This window comes from Kibdelosporangium persicum (genome assembly GCF_013280595.1).
In the GTDB taxonomy this organism is placed as follows: domain Bacteria; phylum Actinomycetota; class Actinomycetes; order Mycobacteriales; family Pseudonocardiaceae; genus Kibdelosporangium; species Kibdelosporangium persicum.
This window is the reverse complement of record NZ_JAAATY010000019.1, coordinates 100,039-121,030: the sequence shown is the minus strand read 5'-3', so window position 1 is coordinate 121,030 and position 20,992 is coordinate 100,039. Positions and strand designations below refer to the sequence as shown.

The following is a 20,992-nucleotide window of genomic DNA, read 5'->3' as shown; positions in this document are numbered from 1 at the left end:
CGTTGTGGGGCATGACATCGATGTGGGGCTCGCCGATGGCCGCGAGGGCGCGTGGCTGGTGGCGGGCGCGGCGCGACCCGCAGCAGGCGAAGTTCCTGACGATGGACTCGTTGCGCTGGATCGTGCGCAACCGGGCGTACACCCCCTGGTACCTGGTGCGGTACTACCGGTTGCTCAAGTTCCGGCTGCTCAACCCGCACATCGTGCTGCGCGGCATGGTGTTCCTCGGCAAGAACGTGGAGATCCACTGCCGTCCCGGCTACGGCCGGATGGAGATCGGCCGCTGGGTGCACATCGGCGACGGCAACGCCATCCGCTGCCACGAAGGCTCGCTCAGGATCGGCGACAAGGCCGTGTTCGGCCGCGCCAACGTCGTCAACTGCTACCTCGACATCGAGTTCGGGGACGCCTCCCTCGTCGCGGACTGGGTGTACATCTGCGACTTCGACCACGTCACCGAGGACATCCACATCCCGATCAAGGACCAGGGCATCGTCAAGTCCCCGGTCCGGATCGGCCCGGACACGTGGATCGGCACCAAGGTCTCCGTGCTGCGCGGCACGCGGATCGGCCGGGGATGTGTGCTGGGCGCACATTCCGTGGTGCGCGGCGACATCCCGGACTACGCGATCGCGGTGGGCACGCCCGCGAAAGTCGTGCGCGACCGGCTCGCGGACTACGAGGCCAAGGCCGAGCGCCGGGCCGCGATCGCCGACATGGACCGCAAGGCCCGCGAGGCCGTGCGGAAGATCCTCAAGGACTCCTAGATAAAGGCGTTGCCGGTGGCGATCTTCGGGCGGCCCAGCGGCCCGTGGTCCGCCACCCGGGCGTCCGCGTAGACGCGCACGGTCGCGGCCGCGATCTGGCCCCAGTCGAAGTCGGTGGTGAGCCGGGCCTTGGCGGCGCGGGTACGGCGGCGGGCCGAGGCCGGATCGTCCAGGACGGACCGGACCGACGCGGCGAGCCCTTCCACGTCCCCGGGGGCGAACGAGAGCCCGGTTTCGCCATGCACGACAACCTCGCCCAGTCCGCCTGCCGTGGACGCGACGAGAGGCGCGCCGGCCGCGGCGGCTTCCAGCGCGACGATGCCGAACGGCTCGTAACGGCTGGGCAGGACGACGACGTCAGCAGCCGCCAACGCGGCGACCAGCTGACTGTCCGTCAGATGCCCGACGAAGTCGACAGAGCGCAGCACACGTGCCTTGCGGGCGTCCTGTACCAGCTCGGGCGCGTGACGGCCCTTGCCCGCCACGACGAGCCTCGTGCCGGGGTGTGAGCGGCGGATCCGGGGCAGTGCGGCGATCAGGTCCTGCACGCCCTTCTCCCACTCCAGACGGCCGAAGAACAGCAGCATCGGGCCGCCACCGGGGTTGTACTGCTTGTGCGTCGCGCGCACGGTTGCCGCCGGTACGCGCCAGGACCGTGGCTCGATGCCGTTGTGGATCACCGTGATGTCCGCCGGATCGAGATCAAAAAGGTGCGCGACCTCGGCACGCATCGCGGCCGAGCACGTCACCAGCGCGTCGGCCCGGTTGGCCAGCCACCATTCCACCGAGTGGACCTGCTGGTTCAACGCCTGGGACAACCAGCCGCTGTGCCGCCCGGCCTCGGTCGCATGGATCGTGGCGACCAGTGGCTTGCCGGTTTCCTCCGCGAGCGCCACGGCGGGGTGCGTGACCAGCCAGTCGTGCGCGTGGATCACGTCCGGACGCCATTGCCTGAACAACGCCAGCCCTGCCCGGACCATCGCGTGTCCCATGGCGAGCGTCCACGCCACCAGGTCGCGTTCGAACACCAGATGTGGCGGGTCCTCGGCCACCCGGATCACGCGCACGCCGTCGACGACGTCGTCCGACGTCGGGTGCGTGGTCACGTCGGTGCCCGCCTGCTGACGGCACAGCACGACGACGTCGTGCCCGGCTGCCGTCAGGTGCTTGGCCAGCGCGTACACGTGTCTGCCCAGCCCGCCGACGACCACCGGCGGGTACTCCCAGGACAACATCAGCACGCGCATAAGGGCTTGATCCTCGCATCTCCGGCGGCGGAGCTACTCACGGGTATCCCTAACAACCGCTTGGTAGCTTACGCGCGTCCAGATGGCCGAACAGGAAGTCCTCCCTCTGCAGCTCGGTTGCCCGGGCAAGCGCCCGGTCGGCGTGGCCGAGCCGGAGCAGTTCCGCCAGTTCACCGAAGCGCTCGGTGTGCACCTTGGCGCGGCGCCGGGCGTAGTCGGCGGCGGAGTCCTTGGTGACCATGAACGCCCAGTCGCTGGACAGCGCGAGCAGGGCTTCCCGGACAAGCTGGTCCGCGGCGGCGTTCCGGGCGGTCGTGCCGAACGTGTCCATGCTGGACAACAGGTCGCGCTGAAGGTCGGCGCCTGTCGCGACCAGATCGGCGACCTGCTCACCGTCCCAGACCCGCCAGTCCTTTCCCGAACCCCAGGAAGACGCGGGCAGATCGACCCTCGGCCCCAGATGTCCGGCGTCGAGCGCGCCTTTGAGCGTGGTGACGCGAACGCCCGCCTCCGGCAGCTTGCGCAGAACGGCCTCAAGCCACGCCGGGCCTTCGTGCCACCAGTGTCCGAAAAGCTCGGTGTCGTACGCCGCCACGACAAGGGAATTCTCCGGGAGCCCGGTCAGCCGGCTGACCACTGTGTCCACGAAGTCGTCGGCATGTCGTTGCACCGCAACGGCAGCGCGCGCCGGATCGTACGGCTGCTTGTCCCATGGCTCGATGTGCTTGCCGGTCACCCGGGACGGCTTGAGCCCGGACGGGTGGTCGTAGGTGTGGAAGTCGCGGTAGTCGGCGTGGCCAGGATACCCGGCCTTCGGGGACCAGACCCGATACGTGACTTCGAGATCACGCCCGAAGCAGACCACGTCCGAGTCCCCGACCGTCCGCGCGGCTGCCGTGTCGCCCCGTAAGGACGGCCCGTCCACCAGGAACCTCTGCACGCCCGCTGCGGCGTACGTCGACTCCATGCCGGGGGCGTAACCGCATTCGGGCGCCCAGATGCCTTCCGGCTGACGCCCGATCCGTATCCGCGTGTCGGTCAGGCCGAGCCGGAGGGCGTAGTCCCGGAGCCGCGAATCCAGCAGGGGCTGGAACGGATGCGTGGCCGGGCCGCCGAGCAGTTCGATCGTGTCCGCGTCCACAAAGGACCGGAGAACCGGCGAAAAACCGTGCCGCCACTGGGTTTCGAACGCGGTCAGCGCCTTCTCCGAGGCCCGGTGCTCGGCCGCGGCCAGGTCCTTGAGCAACGGATCGCCGTGCTGCCAACGCACAGCCGCGTAACGCGCCCGAAGCTGCCAGTTGCCCAGCCAGTCGTGGAAACCGCGCAGGCAGTAGGGATCGTCCAGCTGAGCCGCGAGGACCGGCGTGACGCCGAGCGTGAGGACTTCCGCACGGCCTTCGTCGGCGAACCGCCGCAGCAGATCGACGACAGGAAGGTACGAGTTCGCCCAGGCCTGGTACAGCCATTCTTCGCCGACCGGCCAGGACCCGTGGTGCGCCAGCCAGGGCAGATGGCTGTGCAGAACGAGGCAGAACGTTCCGATCGGCTTGCTCAAGGCTTGATCGCCACCCCGGCCAGGTCGAGACTGGCGTCCACATCGGACTCGACGATCTCGAAGTCCGCACTGGTCACGGCTTCGACGGCGGCCAGCAACCGGGCGGGCCACGGTTCACCGGAAACGGCGACGTCCAGCTGCGCCTGGATGATCGACCCGAACTCCTCGTCGGCTGCCCGCAGCCGGGGACCGTGCCGCAGGCCGGCCATCAGCTCAACCCGGAAACCGGCCCCGACCAGCAGCTCGGTCAGCTCGGCCGCGTTGAGCTCCCGCGTGTGGAACGGGTTGAGCGGGGTGTCGCGGCCAGGCGAGAACGTGATCCGGTTCGGCGTGGTGATCAGCAGCCGGCCCCCGGGCCGCAGCACTCGCAGGCACTCGCGCAGGAACCGCTCCTGCTCCCACAGATGCTCGATGACCTGCAGATTCGCCACCACATCGATGGACTCGCCGGCGAACGGCAGCATCACCAGATTGCCCCGCACCATGTGAATCCGCGGGTACTTCCTCGCCACGTGCTCGCTCGTCAGCACGTCGTAGTCGAGCCCGATCACCGCCTTGGCGTCCCGGGCCAGCAGATCGGCGCCGTAGCCCTCGCCACACCCAGCCTCCAGGACAACCGCGTCGCGGCAGTACGACGCCAGCGCTCTGTACGCGGCCTCATGTCGCCGGAACCAGTAATTCTCCTCGGCAATGCCGGGCACGGTGCGCTCACCCGTGAGAGGCAGCGAAACAGGATCAGCCGTCACCCCGGCAGGCTACCCGTCGGTAAGCCTTGGCGTGAGTGACGCTCGACCAACGTGGCGGACGACATCCGGCGTGACCTGGCCTGGACGCTCAGTGCTTGACGTCGTGCAGGTCGATCGGGCCGGGTTCGAAGTGGCGGCCGAGCCCGAAGTCCGCGCCCATCGAGAGCCACCACTCGGCTTCCTCGGCGGTGTCGACGCCGTCGACGGTCACGGTCGAGCCGGCGAGGTGGGCGGTCTCGATCAGGTCGGCCAGGGTGCGGCCGATCAGGCCGGACTTGCCGGAACGCTGCCGTTCCACCAGCCGCGAGGCGATCCGCGCCGACGTGGCGGGCAGGTCCTCGAGGCACTCGATGTCCATGGCGCTGCCGAAGTCGTGCACTTCCGTGGCGATGCCGTTGTCGCTGAGCACCCGGAAGTTGTCGACGGACTCGCCGCGTTCGGCCAGCAGGACCGAGGCGGGCATGCCGATCCGCAGCAGTGACGGGTCCAGGCCGGTGTCCGCGAGCTGTTTCATGACCGCGCCGACCAGGTCGGGATCGCAGGCCTGGTTGGCCGTCAGCGAGATGGACAGCGGCATCGTGGCCGTGAACTCCGCGTTCCACCAGCGGACCTGCTTGCACCCGTCCTCGAGCAGGGTGTCGCGCAACGGCACGATCAGGCCGGTCTGCTCGGCCAGCTCCATGAACAGCGAGTGCGAGATCACCTCGGACTCGTGTTGCCAGTGCAGCAGTCCCTCGAAGCCGGCCTTGGTGCCGTCGGCCAGCCGGACCAGTGGACGGCAGACCACCGTGATCTCGCCCATCTCCAGCGCGCCGGGCATCTGCGCGGCCAGGCTGAAGCGCCAGCGGTCCCTGGCGTCCTCGGCCGCGTCGAACAGGCCCCACTGCCGTCTGCCGTTCGCCTTGGCGCGCCGTAGGGTCATGTCCGCGGTGCGCAGCAGCTCGGTGACGTCGGCGTCCGCGGGCGGCTGGTGCACCACGCCGATGCTCGCCGACGCGGCCACGCCGCGGCCGTCGAAGTAGATCGGCTCGGCCAGCTCCTCGTTGATCGACTCGATCATCCGGACCACGTCCGGGGAGGTGTCGGTGTTCTGCACGATGATCGCGAACTCGTCGCCGTCGAACCGGGCGACCATCGCGTTCTCGCCGGCCACCACGGCCTTCAGCCGCTGCGCCACGTTCATCAGCACCCGGTCGCCGACGGTGCGGCCCAGTCCGTCGGTGATCATCGAGAACGCGTCGAGGTCCAGGTGGTACAGGGTCGCGCCGGTGTCCGGATCCGCTTGCCGCAGCACGCTTTCCAGCCGGGTGGAGAAGTACTGCCGGTTCGGCAGCCCGGTCAGCACGTCGTGCAGCGACTGGTGGCTGAGCTGGCCCTGCAGCAACGACATCTCGGTCTCGTCCTGCACCGTCACCAGCAGCTGCGACGGCGTGGAACCGTTGTCCCGCAAGACGGTTATCGACATGTTCGCGCGTACGGCCTCGCCGTCCCTGCGCAGCAGCCTGCGCTGCTGGTGCAGCCGCTCGTTCCAGCCGTCCGCGAGGTCCTTGCACGCCGCCTTGAGGAACGGCGCCTCGTCCGGGTCGACCACGTCGAACAGCGTCACGTCGTCGAACTCCGTGCGGTCCAGCATGTTCTGCAGCGCGGGATTCGCACGGACGAACCGGCCGGCCAGGTCGACGATGGCGACCCCGTTGGGCGACGAGGTGAAGATGGCCTCGAACCGGGCCTGGGTGGCCCGCATCTGGCGCTGCGCGTCCGATCCGGCGCGGACCAGCGCTTCCTTGATGTCCTCCTGCTGGGTGAAGACGAATTGCCGCGTCGCGTCGAGGTAGTCCGACGCGATCACGCCGAGCAGCTGGACCGCGCGCTCCTCGCGCTTGTCGTCGATCCGGGAGAGTTCCGGCTCGGTCAGCAGCGCTTTGCCCAGCACGTCAATGGTTCTGCGCAAACTCGTCGGCCCGGTGCACCGCATGCCGACCAGCCGGGCGCCGACACCGTCGACCAGTTCGGCGGTGAACGGTTCGCTGAGCGCCGCGTTGAACACCACGTCGACCAGCTCGTGCATGGCCTGGTCGATCTCCTGCTGGGAGTACGGCAGGTATGTGCTCGAGCTGAGCAGGTAGGCCCACTTGCGGGCCACCTTGACCCGCGCCCTGGCGTGGTCCGCCGGTGTACGGGCTGGGCCGGCCGGCGTTCGCGAGCCGTCGTGGAGCGGTGAGGTCATGTCCTCTGCCCAGTTATCAGTGCTGGGATGTCAGTGCTGGGAGGCTGTCGGGGGTTACGGAGCATGAACTACTCCGTGGCGGAAGCGTACCGACTGTCGTGCTTGATCGGCCACGCGCCAACCGGCTTCGCTCGATCGGGTGAACCTTGGTCGCGGGCGTTCCGTGCGGCAGGTCCGGAACGTTCTCCCTGATCACGACGTCGCGCCGGAAAAACTCCGCACCGGAGCGGGAACGGCGACATGACGCCATCGGGCGATCGGCCGGTCCGAAATGGGCTGTCCGGCGCAGTGTGGCCGAGGTCATACGTGACGGTCGGTGATCGAAAAGCCCGCCGACGGCCTATTCAGCCCGGGACACCGTGATGCCGACAGCGCCAGGTCCGACGTGCACGCCGATCGACGACGAGACCTCGGTGATGACCGCGTCGCGCACGTGGTTGAGCCTCGGCTTGAGCTCCTCGAGGATCGTGGTGGCCCGGCCCATGTTGCCGAAGTGCTCCACCGCGATGTCGACCATGCCCTCGCCCGCCCGGGACACCGCGGTGTCGACCATCTTGCGCAGCGCGCGATCGGAGCCGAAACCCTTGTCCTGGGGCGCGATCTGGCCCTCCTGCACGGTCAGCACCGGCTTGAGCGACAGCGCGCTGCCGACGAGCGCCGCCGCGGCGCCGATCCGTCCGCCACGGCGCAGGTACTCCAGGGTGTCCACGTAGATCAGCTCTGAGCTGGCGCGGCACCGCTTGACGGCCGCGTCGATGACCCGCCGCGGGTTGCCGCCCGCGCCGGCCACCCGGGCCGCGGCCAGGACCGCGTAGCCCAGGCTCATCCCGCACGTGGCGGAGTCGACGATGTGGACCGGGATGCGCATCTGTCCCGCGGCGCGGCTGGCGGCCTTGCACGTCTCGGACAGCCGGGACGACACGTGGATCGAGACGATCGCGTCCGCCTGCTGGGCGACCTGCTGGTACAGCCGGTAGAACGTGGCCGGCTCGGGCGGCGCGGTGGTCACCGGGGTCCGGTTGCGCATCGCGGAGATCAGGTGGTCCGCGGGCACGTACTGCTCCTCGGCGACCTGGTCGCCGATCCGGATCTGGATCTGGGCGATCGACACTCCCCACTGCCGGGCGAGATCCGCCGGAAGGCATGCGGTCGAGTCGGTCACTACAGCTACACGGCCGTGCATAGGAAGGCAGATTAACTGTTATCACCCGGATGGACGCAATCCGTAGTGATCCATTTGGCCCGCAGGCCGTCTCCGTCGCACGTCAGGGCACCGCGTGAGTACCGTCACGCGGGACTTGCCATGCCGGAATGCTACCGGCCGGTAACATTGCCCGGGAGAGTCGCAGTGGCGCAGGCCACCGCGCCCGCACAGGGTCGGCGTGGGATCGTCTACCCAACCGAAGAAGAGCAAGGCCTCGAGAAAACTGCAAGACGTGTACGGGAGGTCGAAGAAGACCCATGCCAAACATCGTTGTCCTGGTCAAGCAGGTGCCCGACACCTACTCCGAGCGCAAGCTCGCGAGTGCTGACCACACTCTGGACCGTGCGTCGGCGGACGCCGTGCTCGACGAGATCAACGAGCGCGCCGTCGAGGAGGCCCTGCAGATCAAAGAGGCGCAGGGCGGCGAGGTGACGGTGCTGACCGTCGGCCCCGAGCGGGCCACCGACGCCATCCGCAAGGCCCTGTCGATGGGCGCGGACAAGGCCGTGCACGTCAGCGACGAGTCGCTGCACGGTGCCGACATCATCCAGACCGCCAAGGTGCTCGCCAAGGCCATCGGCACCGTCGAGGGCTACGACCTGATCATCGCGGGCAACGAGTCGACCGACGGTGTCGGCGGCGCCATCCCCGCCATGCTCGCGGAACTGCTCGGCCTTCCCCAGCTCACCCACGCCCGCAAGGTCGAGATCGACGGCACCAGCGTGAAGGTCGAGCGGGAGACCGACGCCGGCCGCACCTTCCTGGAAGCCGCCCTGCCCGCCGTGATCAGCGTCGGCGAGAAGATCAACGACCCGCGCTACCCGTCGTTCAAGGGCATCATGGCCGCCAAGAAGAAGCCGGTCACCACGCTCACCATCGCCGATCTGGGCATCGACGCGAGCGAGGTCGGCCTGGCCAACGCGGCCAGCCAGGTGCTCGAGTCGGCGCCGAAGCCGCCGCGCGCGGCGGGCCAGCAGATCACCGACGAGGGCGACGGCGGCAGCAAGATCGCCGAGTACCTCGTCTCCCAGAAGCTCATCTGACCAGCCGCGAGGAGGAGAACTAGTCATGGCAGAGGTTCTGGTCCTCGTCGACGAACTCGACGGCGAGGTCAAGAAGGTCACCTACGAGCTGCTCACCCTGGCCCGCAAGCTCGGTGAACCGTCGGCCGTCGTGGTCGGCGCGCCGGGGACGGCGGGCAAGATCAAGGACGCGCTCGGCTCGTACGGCGCGGCCAAGGTCTACGTGGCGGAGTCCGACGACGCCGCGGGTTACCTCGTCACGCCGAAGGTGGACGTGCTCGCTTCCCTCGTGGAGCAGGCGTCTCCGGCTGCGGTGCTGGTACCCGCGAGCGCGGAGGGCAAGGAGGTGTCCGGCCGCCTGGCGATCCGGATCGGCTCCGGTCTGCTCTACGACGCGGTCGACGTGGACGCCGACGGCACCACCACGCACTCCGTTTTCGGTGGCGCGTACACCGCGAAGGCCAAGGCCACCAAGGGCGTCCCGGTCATCTCGGTGCGCGCGGGCAGCGTGGAGCCCGAGCAGTCCGACGGCGCGGCGGCCGAGACGGCCGTCGACGTGCCCGCGGTCGACGCGGCCAAGGCTGCCAGGATCACCGGCACCGAGCCGGTCGTCGGCGGTGACCGCCCGGAGCTCACCGAGGCGTCCGTGGTCGTCTCCGGTGGCCGTGGTGTGGCCAGCGCGGAGAACTTCGGCGTGGTCGAGGCGCTGGCCGACGCGCTCGGCGGCGCGGTCGGTGCTTCTCGTGCCGCGGTCGACTCCGGCTACTACCCGCACCAGTTCCAGGTCGGGCAGACCGGCAAGACCGTTTCGCCGCAGTTGTACATCGCACTGGGAATCTCCGGGGCGATCCAGCACCGCGCCGGAATGCAGACCTCGAAGACGATCATCGCGGTGAACAAGGACGCCGAGGCGCCGATCTTCGAAATCGCCGACTTCGGTGTCGTCGGCGATCTTTTCCAGGTCGCGCCGCAGTTGACCGAGGAAGTCGCCAGGCGCAAGGGCTGACCAAGATCAACCCAGCTGACGACCCCTATCCGGTTCCGCCGGGTAGGGGTCGTTTTATTCCCCCGTCTTCGCCGTAAGTGATCTTCCTGACGATGTCGTCCTATGGGGTGACCCCGTCTCAGGGTATTCACCCATTTTCCACCGATGAGTCAGAAAGTCGGGTTGTCGAAGGTCATCCGGCGCGAGTAGAACGATTCCCATGACTCAGGCGCAGGTGCTCGTCAGTACTGCCCAGGCCGGAACCGAACTGCCGGAGGACGCACCTCGTTACTCACTGCTGCTCGCTCGCGACTCCGAGGAGGTCGTCGCAGCTCAGCGGCTTCGTTACCGGGTTTTCGCCGAGGAGATGGGCGCGACGCTCAAGTCCGGCGACACCGGGCTGGACGTCGACGAGTTCGACGAGCACTGCGATCACCTCGTGGTCCGTGAGGACCGCACGGGCGAGATCGTCAGCACGTACCGGTTCCTGCCGCCGGACCGGGTGGCCGCGGCGGGCGGGCTCTACTCCGAGACCGAGTTCGATCTCGGTGGGGTCCGGTCCCTGCTGCCGGGTGTGGTGGAGACCGGTCGGTCCTGCGTGCACCCGGATCACCGTTCGGGTTCCGTCGTCAGCCTGATGTGGGCGGGCATCGCCAGGTACATGCTGCTCACCGGCCGTACGATGCTGGCGGGCTGCGCGTCCGTGCCGCTCTCGGACGGCGGACCGCTCGCCGCGGCGGTATGGAACATGGTCCGCGACAACCACATGTCGCCGCCTGAGTACCGGGTGCGCCCGTTGCACCCGTGGCAGCCGGACGGTGTCCGCCCGGCTGCGCGCACCATGGTGCCGCCGCTGCTGAAGGGGTATCTGCGGTTGGGCGCCTGGGTGTGCGGTCCGCCGGCACTGGACGCCGACTTCAACGTCGCCGACCTGTTCGTGCTGCTGGACATCGCCAAGGTCGACCCACGTTACGTGAAGTTCTTCCTGGGGGAGCAAGGGTGAGGGGACATTTGTGGCAGCCGGAGTCACCGTGTGGCTCCAGCTGCATGTCGGGCAAGACGCCGACGGTCAGTCCGGCGCGCCGGGTCTGGCGGCTGATCACCGCGCTCGCGGTCCTGCTCACGGGGCCGTTCATCGCCATTGTGATGCCGCTGTTGGCCAAACGTCACAGGGAAGGCGCGATCCGCTGGTGGTTCCGCCGGATCGCGCGGTCGTTCGGGGTGCGTATCGAGGTGCACGGCGCCAAGGTGCTGCGTGACTACGCGCAGGACGAGCGCGGTGCCCTGGTGGCGTCCAACCACATCTCGTGGCTGGACATCGTCGCGGTCAACGCCGTTCAGCCGATGCGTGCCCAGGCGAAGAAGGAAGTGGCGGGCTGGCCGATCATCGGCAAGCTGGCCGGTGCGGCCCGTACGGTGTACCTGGACCGGGAGAACCTCCGCTCGTTGCCGGTCGCGGTGGACGAGCTGATGAAGGCGATGCGCGGGGGCTCGCTGGTGAACGTCTCGCCGGAGGGCACCACGTGGTGCGGACTGGCCAACGGCCGGTTCCGGCCGGCGATGTTCCAGGCGGCGATCGACGCCGACGTGCCGGTGATCCCGTTCGTGATCCGCTACCGGTTGACCGATGGCCGGGACACCACGGCGCCCGCGTTCATCGGCGACGAGACGCTCGTCACCTCGTTGCGCCGGACCGCCCGGACCAAGGGCCTGGTGCTGGAGGTGCACGTGCTCGACCCGATCGAGCCGAGCAAAGCCGCCAACCGCAAGGAACTCGCCGAGATGACGCAGGCCGCGGTGCGCGACATGCTGAGCAGGACCCAGACCCTGCCGGAGTTCGAGCACCCGAAGCTGGCCGCCGCATAACCCCAGCTCACCCCTCGTGAGTGTTTGTCCGTGTTAGAACACGGATAAACACTCACGAGGTCTTTCAGGGGGTCTTGACCTCCAGTGGACTTGAAGTTGCAGACTCGGTGCCGTGACGATCGCGGAGACCGCAGCCGAGCCGAAGACTTCACTGTGGACAGTTCAATACCGTGCTGTCTCAATCGGTATGACGCTGTTGGTCACGCTGGTCGCGTTCGAGAACCTCGGGGTGAACACCGCGATGCCGCGGATGGTCGCGGATCTGCGCGGCGGCGAGCTGTACTCGTGGCCGTTCACGGTGTTCCTGGTCACCAGCCTGATCGCGAACGTGCTCGCCGGCCGGTTGTGCGACCGGCGCGGGCCCGCGTTCGGGCTGTACACCGGCGTGATCCTGTTCCTGGCCGGGCTGCTGGTCGCCGGGCTCGCGCAGTCCATGGGGATGCTGCTGGCCGGTCGTGCGCTACAGGGGTTCGGCGGTGGCACGATCTCCATCGCGATCTACGTGATGATCGCCTACGTCTACCCGGAACGCGCTCAGCCCGCGGTCTTCGGCCTGCTCAGCGCGGCCTGGGTGCTGCCGTCCCTGATCGGGCCGGCCGCGGCCGGAGTCCTCACCGAACACGCCAGTTGGCGCTGGGTGTTCCTCGGCCTCGTTCCGCTCGCCGTGATCGGCGGGCTGTTGCTGTTGCCCGCCGTACGCCAACTGCCTGACCGCGTCGAGCAAGCGGATTCCGTCCGCGGTGGCCTTGTGCCTGCCGCGATCGCGGCGGCACTGGGCATCGCCGCGTTGACGTGGGCGGCCGAACACCCTTCACTGGCAACGCTTCTGCTTGGCGTGATCGGGGCGGCGATGCTGCTGCCCTCGCTGTTCCGGTTGCTGCCCAAGGGAACCCTCACGGCCCGCCCGGGTCTGCCGGTGACGATCCTGGCCCGTGGCCTGCTTGCCGGTGCGTACACGGCGATCGAGGTCTACGTGACGCTGACCTTGACCTCGGTGCACGGGTATTCGCCGGTACTGGCCGGGCTTCCGTTGACGGTCGGCGCTTTGGCGTGGTCGGCCGCTGCCCTGTTGCCCGCGCGCAATCCGGACGTGGACCGGCTTGTGTTCGTGCGGTGGGGATTCGCTTTCCTGGCTGTGGGCGCGCTGGGGATGTTGCTGGTCACGCCGGCCTGGGGCTGGGGCTGGGTCGCGTTCATCGCGTGGATCATCGCCAGTGCCGGGATGGGCCTGGGCTACTCCAGTCTGAGCGTGCTGACGATGAGGTACTCGTCGTTGCCGGAACAGGGCGCGAACGCCGCCGCGCTCCAGGTCTCCGAGCGCGTGTTCAGCGCGGTACTCGTCGGTGTCGGCGGTGTGCTGCTCGCGTTGGTGGCGTCGCCGCAGCGTCCGACGCCTGCGATGGCGATTCTGGATGTGGCGATGGCTGTGGTCGCTGTGACCGGTGCGTTGCTGGTGCGGCCTGGCCGGGCGGCCGGTCCTGGGGGTTCGGCCGCCTGAAAGACCACCCCGCGCGGGCACTTTCCGCTCCGACAAGCGGCCCGCGCGGGGTGACCTCTTACCAGCTCAACGGTGCTGCTTCGTACGGCTGTGTGATCAGCGCACGTTGTCCAGGCGGCCACATTTCGGGGTCGTCGTTGATGGTCAGCTGACCGTTCTTGCGAAGCAGCCACACCAGTTCGTGCTGGTAATGGACCAGCGCATCGCCGGGAATCCGGTCAAGCACACCAAGGGAAACCCGGAGAACGTCGGTTTCCTGAGCGTCGAAGTCCGCGACCTTCTTCAGTCCGAAGTAGATCTCGACCGTCGGCGGGAAACCGAACGACTGTTCCACCGGGTCAGGCGGATCGTATTCGGCGGCATCCACGTCGAAGTACGCACCACTGCGCAACCACCCGGTATTGCCCTCGTATCGCTCGATGGCGTCACCGCCCGCCTCAAGCGCCGCGGCCATGACGGTTCTCGGGGCGACCGGCGCCCCCAGTTCGAGCTTGTAGCTGATAGACACTGGTCACGTCCTGCAGTCACTGGGGGAACGCATCGATGATGGTGCCGTTCTTGTCGATGATCTTGACCTCTTCGAGCCCCTTGACGTGGGGTAGGAGCGCCTTGATCTCCTCGATCGTCATGGGGCTGCGTGCCATGTTGATGACGATACTGCCGGATTGCTCCTTGACCTTCTCGCGAAGCTCGCTCCGGACCGAGTCGCGTTTGTCGCTTCTTGGGGCGTAACAGTCCCAGAGCTTTCCCTCCATGTTGTAGTCCGGGTCGCTTCTGTCGCTGTTGCCCTTTTCGCCGGTGTTCTGGCTGATCTTGTACCCCGCCCTGGCAAGGATGACCGCCGAGTCGTTCTCGATCTGATGGCCTTCGCGCTGGAGCCGGTGTCCTGTCGAGGTGTCGGTCGGCGTGCCGCCGGGGGTGGCGTTTGGATCAGGCTGCCCGGAGGGCCTGGTGTGGGCCATTGACGACGGTGTCGTCGGCGTCTCGCCGGGCTTGCCTTGTCCGGCCCCGGGCTCACCCTTGTCCGCGAAGTCCTCGGTTTTGCCCAGCGCGCTGTTCAGGCCCGCGCTCGCGTCGACCGCGCCGGAATCGGACTTCTGCGGCGGCGGATCGGAGCCGGGGTCGCCCGGCTTGCCGGTGCCCTCGCCGTCCGGCGGTTTGCCGGGACCGTCGCCACCGCCGCCCGGCGGTCGCTTGTGCAGGCCGAACCGGGTGGCGACCACGAGGAGGAAGAGGAGTTTCCGCATCGCCGCCTACCCGTTGAGGAGCTTGGTCAGGTCGTTCAGGCTGGTGATCAGGGCCGTGGTGTAGGTCAGGATGCGCCCGGCCCACTTCACCACGGCCGCGACGATCTGCGAGGCGATCACCGGGATGGTGATCACGAAGATCGCCTCGGCGACCCACACGATCACCCGGGCCACCAGGTCGGCGATCAGGTCGCGGACGATCTCGCGGGTCATCTCCACCAGCCCGCCCGCGCCCTCGGTCGCCGCCGCCATCGCCGCCGAGATCGCCGCGAGGCCACCCAGGGCCTCCACGTTGTTGACCATCAGCCGCTGGTACGCGTCCGAGGCCTGGCCCGTCCACCCCGGGGTGTCCTGCTTGAGATGGGTCCGCAGGTCGGCGCACATGTCGTGCAGCTCGGTCGACATCCTGTTCCAGGTGGCGGCGTGCGCACGGACCACGTCCGGCTTGCCGGTCAGCTCGTCGAGCATCTCCCGCAGCGGCTCGAAATACTCCATCGCCCAGCCGAGCCCGTTGGCCAGCAGCGCGCTGATCGGGTCCATCACGGTCGCCACGACCTCGACGCCGAGCGTCGCACCGGCCAGGGCGTCGTCCACCCAGCCCTCGCTCTTGATGGCGTCGACCAGGCCCTCGATGCTGTCACCGAGGCTTGACCCGGTCCACGCCTCCCGGGACGACTCGACCGGCGCGATCAGTGAGTTGCCGGTCATAAGCCGCCCTTGTCACCGGTCGCCCGCATCAGCGCGGCGTTCGCGTCTTCGACGGCCTGGTAGTCGTTCGCGCTGAGCTGCAACGACTTCACGACCAGGTCGAGGTTCTTCTCGACCTTGGCGAGCACCTGGTCGTACCGGGTGTGCTTGTCCTCGAGAATCCCCGAGATCCATCCGCACAGCGTCCCGTACGCCTGGTCGTCCTGGGAGATGTGCGAACTCGCGCCTTTCACCGCGGCGAAGCGGGCGCGGATCGCGTCGATGTTGCGCGCATGGGTGCGTAGTTCGCCGACCTCGACGTTGAAGTGGTCGGTCATGCTCACCGGCGCCTGAGGTGGGAGCGGACGTCGTAGTCCTCGTCCGGGTCGTCGGCGGGCGCCTGCGGTTCGACCGGAGTACCGCGGAGCTGACGGCCGACGCTGTCCGCGATCGCCCGTCCCGCGGCCGATTCGGTGCCCACGGTGTCCGCGATGATCTCCTGGGACCGGTCGGCCAGCTGGCTGCGCGCGTCACCGAGGGTGGCCATGATCGTTTGCGCCACCGTTTCCGGGGACGTCCGCTGGATCCGGTCGGTCAGTTTGAGGTCGACCAGCGCGCCGGTCGAGTCGATGGTGACCTCGGCGAGCCCGCCGCTGTCCTTCGCGGTGATCCGCAGACCCTGCAACTGGGTGCTCATCGCCTGGGTGTCCGCGGCCAGTTTGTCGATCCGGTTCTTCCACGCGGCCAGACGTTCCCGTGCGCCGTCCGGGTCGAGGATGTTGTCGTCCATGTGTCCCCTCGGTGCCCCTGGTTGGTCAGACGAGTGTAGGAGCGGCGCCGCCGCGGGGCGTTGGAACAGGCGAACACATGCAGATTCAGGAAGGGAGGGAACCGCGCGGGCGGGCAAGGCATCGGCGCAGGCTCGACCGTGGACGAACTGGAGATCGCCCACGGGTCGGCAGCGGTCTCCACCATCAGCTCGGCGAAGCGCTCCTGACGCCGTACACGGCTGAGCTGACGATGCTGCCGTCGCCTGGGGCGTGACGCACGTCGCCCCATACACTCATTAGTGATGACCTATCTAGACCACGCGGCGACCACGCCGATGCTGCCTGAGGCAGTCACGGCGATGACGGAGGCGTTGACCATCCAGGGCAACGCTTCGTCGCTGCACACCTCGGGCCGCCGGGCGAGGCGTGTCGCCGAGGAGGCCCGTGAGTCGATCGCCGAGGCGCTGGGGGCGCGACCCTCCGAGGTCATCTTCACCGCGGGTGGCACGGAGAGTGACAATCTCGCGGTCAAGGGCATCTACTGGGCGCGGCGTCAGGAAGGCCGCAGGCGGGTTCTGGTGTCGGCCGTCGAGCACCACGCCGTCCTCGACGCGGCTGAGTGGCTGGAGAGCCACGACGACGCCGAGCTGACGTGGCTGCCGGTCGACCGTACCGGCCGGGTGAACGTCGACGCGCTGGTCGAAGAGCTGGGCGACGATGTGGCCCTGGTCACCGCGATGTGGGCGAACAACGAGGTCGGGACCGTCAATCCGGTCCGTGAGCTGGCCGAAGCGTGCGCGGAGCGTGGCATTCCGTTCCACACCGACGCCGTGCAGGCGGTGAGCACCTTGCCGGTGGACTTCGCCGAGTCGAAGGCGAGCGCGCTGACCATGACCGGGCACAAGCTCGGTGGGCCGATGGGCATTGGTGTGTTGCTGCTGGGGCGGGACGTGCCGTGTGCGCCGTTGTTGCACGGTGGCGGTCAGGAGCGTGACGTACGCTCGGGAACCGTTGACGTACCTGCGATCCACGCGTTGGCGACGGCTGTCCGTGCAGTCGTGGCGCATCGCGACGAACGCGCCAGGGAGCTGACGGTGCTGCGCGACGAGCTGGTTAATGCCGTGCGCACGGCGGTTCCCGACGCGATACTCAACGGGGATCCGGGGCTGCCGACCCACGCGCACTTCACGTTCCCCGGCTGTGCCGGTGACAGCTTGCTGATGTTGCTGGACGCCAAGGGAATTGAGTGCTCGACCGGTTCGGCCTGCACGGCCGGGGTGGCGCAGCCGAGCCACGTCCTGCTCGCCATGGGCATGGACCCGGCCGCGGCGCGCGGTTCGCTCCGGTTCTCACTGGGCCACACGTCGACGAAGGCCGACGTGGAAGCCCTCGCACAGGCGATTGGACCGGCGGTGGAACGAGCCCGCAGCGCGGGCTTGTCCGGAATGCGTCGATCCGCAGCGAAGGAGGTGTGAGCATGCGCGTGCTCGCCGCGATGAGTGGTGGTGTCGATTCAGCCGTGGCCGCGGCACGGGCGGTGGCCGCCGGTCACGACGTCGTCGGGGTGCACCTGGCCCTGTCGGCGAAGCCGGGCACGCTGCGCACCGGCGCGCGGGGCTGTTGCACGATCGAGGACTCGCACGACGCCCGGCGTGCCGCCGACGTGCTGGGCATCCCGTTCTACGTCTGGGATTTCGCCGAGCGGTTCACCGAGGAAGTGATCGAGGACTTCGTCGAGGAGTACGCGGCGGGCCGGACGCCCAACCCGTGCCTGCGGTGCAACGAGCGGATCAAGTTCGAGGCGTTGCTGGACAAGGCGTTGGCGCTGGGCTTCGACGCGGTCTGCACCGGCCACTACGCCTGTCTGACCACAGTGGACGGAAAGCCGGAGCTGCGCCGCAGCGCGGACTCCGAAAAGGACCAGTCCTATGTGCTCGCTTCGCTGACCGCGGACCAGTTGCGGCACGCGATGTTCCCGCTCGGTGGCTCGACCAAGCCGGAAGTGCGCGCCGAGGCGGCCGAGCGCGGCCTGTCGGTGGCGGAGAAGCCGGACAGCCACGACATCTGCTTCATCCCGGACGGCGACACCCGCAAGTTCCTGACCACCAAGCTGGGCGAGCGGCCGGGCATGCTCGTGGACGACGAAACCGGTGCGGTGCTTGGCATGCACACCGGTGTGCACGGATTCACCGTGGGACAGCGCAAGGGCCTCGGCATCGACGCGCCCGCGCCGGACGGCCGTCCACGCTATGTGCTGTCGCTGGAGCCGGTGTCCGGGAACGTCCGCGTCGGCACCGCGCAGCGCCTGGAAGTCCGGGAAATCGCTGGTGAGCGGCCGGTGTGGCCGTCCGGGGAGCCGATCGACGGGCTGACCGAATGTGTCGTGCAGGTCCGTGCGCACGGTGGAACGGCCCCGGCCGTCGCCGAAATGGAGGACGGTGAGCTGGTGATCCGGCTCGCTGAGCCGCTGAAGGGCGTCGCGCCTGGCCAGGCGGCCGTGATGTACCGCGGCGACCTGGTGCTGGGCAGCGCGACCATCACACGGACTCGATGAGGAACCCGGCGTCGCGGTCCACGAGATAACCGACGCCGCGCACGGTGGTGATCGGGTCGAACCCCGGCCCGATCTTGCCCCGCAACCTGCGTACGTGCACGTCGACCGTGCGGCTGCCGAGGTGCTCGGCCACGCCCCAGACTTCGGCCAGCAGTGTGGAACGCCGGTGCACCCGGCCAGGGTTGAGGCACAGGAACAGCAGCAGGTCGAACTCCAGCCGGGTCAGGTCGATCGGCGTGTCCCGCACCAGGACCCGCCGGGCCTCCGGCTGGATCCGGAGTTTCGCCGAAGGCAGGGCACGCTGGCGCGGAACGTGCCCACCGTCGACGACCATCCGGTCGATCGGCAGGTCGACCGCGGTACGCAGGGTCTCGACCAGCCGGGCGGCCATGGTCGGTGCCTGCTCGGTGTCGACGGTGAGCTGGACGATGACAGTCAGCTGTGCCATGCCCTCATGGGACCGGCGGGCGCGAGAGGGTGTCAACGCGTCCCACGTGCTGATACCTACTTGCCCGGGTCGATGACCAGCTTGCCGGTGGTGCGCCGGGCCCGCAGGTCCTCGTGCGCCTTGGCCACGTCGGACATGGCGTAGTCGCCGCCGCTGAGCACCTTCAGCCTGCCCGCCTCGACCTCGGCGGAGAGCTCGGCGAACGCCTGGTGCAGCGCGGCCGGCGTGCGGAAGGCGTGTGCCAGCCAGAAACCGCTGACCGTGGTGGAGTGGGACATCAAGGCCGGCAACGTGACCGGCTTCGGCTGCTCACGGCTTGCCATGCCGTAGAAGGCAAGGCGGCCGAACGGCGCCAACGACTTCAGGCTCTCGTTGGTGACGCGTCCACCGGTCATCTCCAGCACGACGTCGACGCGCTTGCCGCCGTTGGCCTCGATGATGGCCTTGTCCAGCTCCTCGGTGGCGGGGTCCAGCGCGACGTCGGCGCCCAGGCTGATCGCGAGATCACGCTTCTCCCGCGTGCTCGCGGTCGCGATGACCCGCGCCGCGCCCATGGACTTCGCGAGCTGGATGGCAAGCGACCCGACGCCCCCGGCCGCGGCATGCACCACAATGGACTCGCCTGCCTGGAAGTGCGTGATCTTCTTCAGCAGGAACCACGCGGTCATTCCCTGTACCAGCAACGCGACCGCCGAGACGTCGTCGACGCCCTCAGGCACGTCGAACGCCAGGTACTTGTTGACCACGGCCTTCTCGGCGTACCCGCCGGAGCCGGTCATGGCGGCGACCCGCCGGCCGTCCGCGGTGGTCCCGACCACCTCGCTGCCGGGGATGAGCGGCAGCTTGGCAGGGGCGAGGTACGAGTCGTCGGTCTGGTGCGTGTCCGCGAAGTTCACCCCGGCTCGGGAAACGTCGATGAGCAGCTCGTTCTCGCCAGGTACCGGGTCGGGCACCTCGGTGATGGTGAGCACCTCAGGCCCGCCGAACTCAGTGATCCGCACAGCTCGCACGTCAACGCCTCCTTGTCGTCGTGAGACAGAATATAACTTTGTCTCATTCGGGGGACGATCTGGCAGGTTATTTTGTTCCTTCTGTGCCCGTCGTCACGCCAAGATGTCGAGGTGACCTTGGAAGAGCTCGTCTGGCACATGCGGGAGCGGCGCCGGATGTACGTGTCGGACGACCGGTTCGTCACGATGGTGGCCTTCATCGACGGCGTGAACTGCGCCGGGCCGCCTGGCCGGCGGCTCTTGGACGGCTTCGAGGAGTGGCTGGCCGGTGGACCGTCGCCGCTGGCGTGGTCCGCACAGATCCTCCAGGCACTCGGCATGACTGCGATGCATTCCCTGACCCCGGACCAAGAGCAGGCGGCCTGCGCCGAGGCGCTGAACCTGGTCGAGCGGTTCGCGCAGACCAAGGCGAACAGGGGCTGACCGCGTGGTCGAATGGTGCCCGCCGGTTTTCGTGCCCGAAGATCACTGAGCCTCGACCGTGACAGGAGTGACATGAGGAAGTCGATCAAGGTGATGGCCGGCTACCAGTGCAGCCCGCTGTGGCTGACCGGCTCGAACGGCGGCGGGAACCTCTCGGTCTACGAGTTGCCGATCTCCGACACGCTCGCCGGTGAGCTGTGGGAGTGGGCGGGTATCTATGACGGCACCCTGGACAGGGACCCGCGTTCGTCCGGGTTCTCCACCGAGGAAGCCGGTCGGCGGTTCGTGGAGCGCGGCGCGGAACTGGCCAAGAAACTTGCCGCCGAGCTGGGGGACGGTTATGTCGTGAGCTACTTCGACAACACCACGATGACCGAGCGCCCGATCTCGATGTGATGTGCGAGCTCGTATGTCTGCGATGTTCGCGTTCGAGGTCGGCGAGCTCTTCATGAAGAGTCCGACGTTCGGCAGTGTCATCCACGATCTCCTCGAACGTTCCTCGGATCCGGCTGACCGGCAGGTTTGCCAGGATGCACTGGATCTGAACTGCCTCTGGGTGGACAAGATCGAAGCGGCTCGAAAGTGTGCGATGATCGTCAATCTGTCTGATGTGCTCAAGGCACACCTGTGCAGTGGCATACATTCGGGCAACGAGGTGGCGATGGTGGAGATCGAGGCCGCTGTCAACGAGCTGGCGAGGCGATATCCGGAGTGCTTCGCGGAACAGCGGATCTGA

Annotated in this window: 23 protein-coding genes; 11 read left to right on the top strand and 12 right to left on the bottom strand. The window is 68.2% G+C overall.

Annotated features, from left to right (window positions below; all coding sequences use genetic code 11):
- Positions 1-11: 11 nt before the first annotated feature.
- Positions 12-767, top strand: coding sequence for an acyltransferase (locus tag GC106_RS29530; RefSeq protein ID WP_173137399.1), 756 nt, complete (start codon positions 12-14; stop codon positions 765-767).
- Here GC106_RS29530 and GC106_RS29525 read toward each other — a convergent pair.
- The 5 genes from GC106_RS29525 to GC106_RS29505 all read right to left on the bottom strand — a co-directional run bounded on the left by GC106_RS29525 (position 764) and on the right by GC106_RS29505 (position 7,704).
- Entirely contained in the window at positions 764-2,014 is a 1,251-nt protein-coding gene (locus GC106_RS29525) for a glycosyltransferase family 4 protein (RefSeq protein ID WP_173137397.1), read from the bottom strand. The genes GC106_RS29530 and GC106_RS29525 overlap by 4 nt on opposite strands.
- Positions 2,015-2,063: 49 nt before the next feature.
- Positions 2,064-3,569 (bottom strand): 1,4-alpha-glucan branching protein domain-containing protein, encoded by a 1,506-nt coding sequence (locus GC106_RS29520; protein ID WP_173137395.1) that lies wholly within the window; start codon positions 3,567-3,569, stop codon positions 2,064-2,066.
- A complete protein-coding gene (locus GC106_RS29515; RefSeq protein WP_312872941.1) occupies positions 3,566-4,315 on the bottom strand; it encodes a class I SAM-dependent methyltransferase in 750 nt (249 codons plus the stop codon). The genes GC106_RS29520 and GC106_RS29515 overlap by 4 nt, the downstream gene beginning before the upstream one ends.
- A gap of 88 nt (positions 4,316-4,403) precedes the next feature.
- Positions 4,404-6,542, bottom strand: a complete 2,139-nt coding sequence (locus GC106_RS29510) for a putative bifunctional diguanylate cyclase/phosphodiesterase (RefSeq protein ID WP_173137393.1) — start codon at positions 6,540-6,542, stop codon at positions 4,404-4,406.
- Between the two features lie 340 nt (positions 6,543-6,882).
- Positions 6,883-7,704 (bottom strand): DegV family protein, encoded by an 822-nt coding sequence (locus GC106_RS29505; protein ID WP_312872939.1) that lies wholly within the window; start codon positions 7,702-7,704, stop codon positions 6,883-6,885.
- 299 nt (positions 7,705-8,003) lie between these two features.
- Between GC106_RS29505 and GC106_RS29500 the strand changes: the two genes are divergently transcribed.
- The 5 genes from GC106_RS29500 (at position 8,004) to GC106_RS29480 (ending at position 13,117) form a co-directional block, all read left to right on the top strand.
- Positions 8,004-8,789 carry an electron transfer flavoprotein subunit beta/FixA family protein gene (locus GC106_RS29500; protein ID WP_173137381.1) on the top strand — a complete coding sequence of 262 codons (786 nt, stop codon included), beginning with the start codon at positions 8,004-8,006 and terminating at the stop codon, positions 8,787-8,789.
- Positions 8,790-8,814: 25 nt separating this feature from the next.
- Positions 8,815-9,774: an electron transfer flavoprotein subunit alpha/FixB family protein gene (locus tag GC106_RS29495; protein WP_173137379.1), complete on the top strand. Its 960-nt coding sequence runs from the start codon at positions 8,815-8,817 to the stop codon at positions 9,772-9,774.
- Positions 9,775-9,973: 199 nt separating this feature from the next.
- Positions 9,974-10,756: a GNAT family N-acetyltransferase gene (locus GC106_RS29490; RefSeq protein ID WP_173137377.1), complete on the top strand. Its 783-nt coding sequence runs from the start codon at positions 9,974-9,976 to the stop codon at positions 10,754-10,756.
- Positions 10,753-11,619 (top strand): lysophospholipid acyltransferase family protein, encoded by an 867-nt coding sequence (locus GC106_RS29485; RefSeq protein ID WP_173137375.1) that lies wholly within the window; start codon positions 10,753-10,755, stop codon positions 11,617-11,619. The genes GC106_RS29490 and GC106_RS29485 overlap by 4 nt, the downstream gene beginning before the upstream one ends.
- Before the next feature lie 187 nt (positions 11,620-11,806).
- The gene (locus GC106_RS29480; protein ID WP_173137374.1) at positions 11,807-13,117 is read left to right on the top strand and encodes an MFS transporter; all 1,311 of its coding nucleotides are present in this window, start codon (positions 11,807-11,809) and stop codon (positions 13,115-13,117) included.
- A 58-nt stretch (positions 13,118-13,175) separates the two neighbouring features.
- On the opposite strand, the gene GC106_RS29475 is transcribed toward GC106_RS29480, so the two are convergent.
- Genes GC106_RS29475 through GC106_RS29455 form a run of 5 tightly spaced genes read right to left on the bottom strand, consistent with a single transcriptional unit; the run spans position 13,176 to position 15,841 of the window.
- Positions 13,176-13,625 carry a SitI3 family protein gene (locus GC106_RS29475; RefSeq protein WP_173137372.1) on the bottom strand — a complete coding sequence of 150 codons (450 nt, stop codon included), beginning with the start codon at positions 13,623-13,625 and terminating at the stop codon, positions 13,176-13,178.
- Between the two features lie 16 nt (positions 13,626-13,641).
- Positions 13,642-14,364 (bottom strand): CdiA C-terminal domain-containing protein, encoded by a 723-nt coding sequence (locus GC106_RS29470; protein WP_173137370.1) that lies wholly within the window; start codon positions 14,362-14,364, stop codon positions 13,642-13,644.
- 6 nt (positions 14,365-14,370) lie between these two features.
- The gene (locus GC106_RS29465; RefSeq protein WP_173137368.1) at positions 14,371-15,072 is read right to left on the bottom strand and encodes a WXG100 family type VII secretion target; all 702 of its coding nucleotides are present in this window, start codon (positions 15,070-15,072) and stop codon (positions 14,371-14,373) included.
- Complete coding sequence (locus GC106_RS29460; RefSeq protein WP_173137366.1) at positions 15,069-15,389, bottom strand: hypothetical protein; 321 nt, start codon at positions 15,387-15,389, stop codon at positions 15,069-15,071. Before GC106_RS29460 ends, GC106_RS29465 begins: the two co-directional genes overlap by 4 nt.
- A 2-nt stretch (positions 15,390-15,391) precedes the next feature.
- Positions 15,392-15,841 (bottom strand): YbaB/EbfC family nucleoid-associated protein, encoded by a 450-nt coding sequence (locus GC106_RS29455; protein ID WP_173137364.1) that lies wholly within the window; start codon positions 15,839-15,841, stop codon positions 15,392-15,394.
- A gap of 282 nt (positions 15,842-16,123) precedes the next feature.
- Here GC106_RS29455 and GC106_RS29450 point away from each other — a divergent pair, with 282 nt between their 5' ends.
- Entirely contained in the window at positions 16,124-17,296 is a 1,173-nt protein-coding gene (locus GC106_RS29450; protein WP_173137362.1) for a cysteine desulfurase family protein, read from the top strand.
- 2 nt (positions 17,297-17,298) lie between these two features.
- A complete protein-coding gene (mnmA, locus tag GC106_RS29445) occupies positions 17,299-18,375 on the top strand; it encodes a tRNA 2-thiouridine(34) synthase MnmA (protein WP_173137360.1) in 1,077 nt (358 codons plus the stop codon).
- Here mnmA and GC106_RS48940 read toward each other — a convergent pair.
- Both GC106_RS48940 and GC106_RS29435 read right to left on the bottom strand, forming a co-directional pair.
- On the bottom strand, positions 18,359-18,823 hold the full coding sequence (locus GC106_RS48940; RefSeq protein WP_173137358.1) for a winged helix-turn-helix domain-containing protein: 465 nt from the start codon (positions 18,821-18,823) through the stop codon (positions 18,359-18,361). The genes mnmA and GC106_RS48940 overlap by 17 nt on opposite strands.
- Positions 18,824-18,879: 56 nt before the next feature.
- Positions 18,880-19,833 (bottom strand): quinone oxidoreductase family protein, encoded by a 954-nt coding sequence (locus tag GC106_RS29435; RefSeq protein WP_173137356.1) that lies wholly within the window; start codon positions 19,831-19,833, stop codon positions 18,880-18,882.
- A 111-nt stretch (positions 19,834-19,944) separates the two neighbouring features.
- Between GC106_RS29435 and GC106_RS29430 the strand changes: the two genes are divergently transcribed.
- The 3 genes from GC106_RS29430 (at position 19,945) to GC106_RS29420 (ending at position 20,992) form a co-directional block, all read left to right on the top strand.
- Entirely contained in the window at positions 19,945-20,256 is a 312-nt protein-coding gene (locus GC106_RS29430; RefSeq protein WP_173137354.1) for a hypothetical protein, read from the top strand.
- A 72-nt stretch (positions 20,257-20,328) separates the two neighbouring features.
- Positions 20,329-20,652 (top strand): immunity protein CdiI family protein, encoded by a 324-nt coding sequence (locus GC106_RS29425; RefSeq protein WP_173137352.1) that lies wholly within the window; start codon positions 20,329-20,331, stop codon positions 20,650-20,652.
- Positions 20,653-20,674: 22 nt separating this feature from the next.
- Positions 20,675-20,992, top strand: coding sequence for a hypothetical protein (locus GC106_RS29420; RefSeq protein WP_173137350.1), 318 nt, complete (start codon positions 20,675-20,677; stop codon positions 20,990-20,992).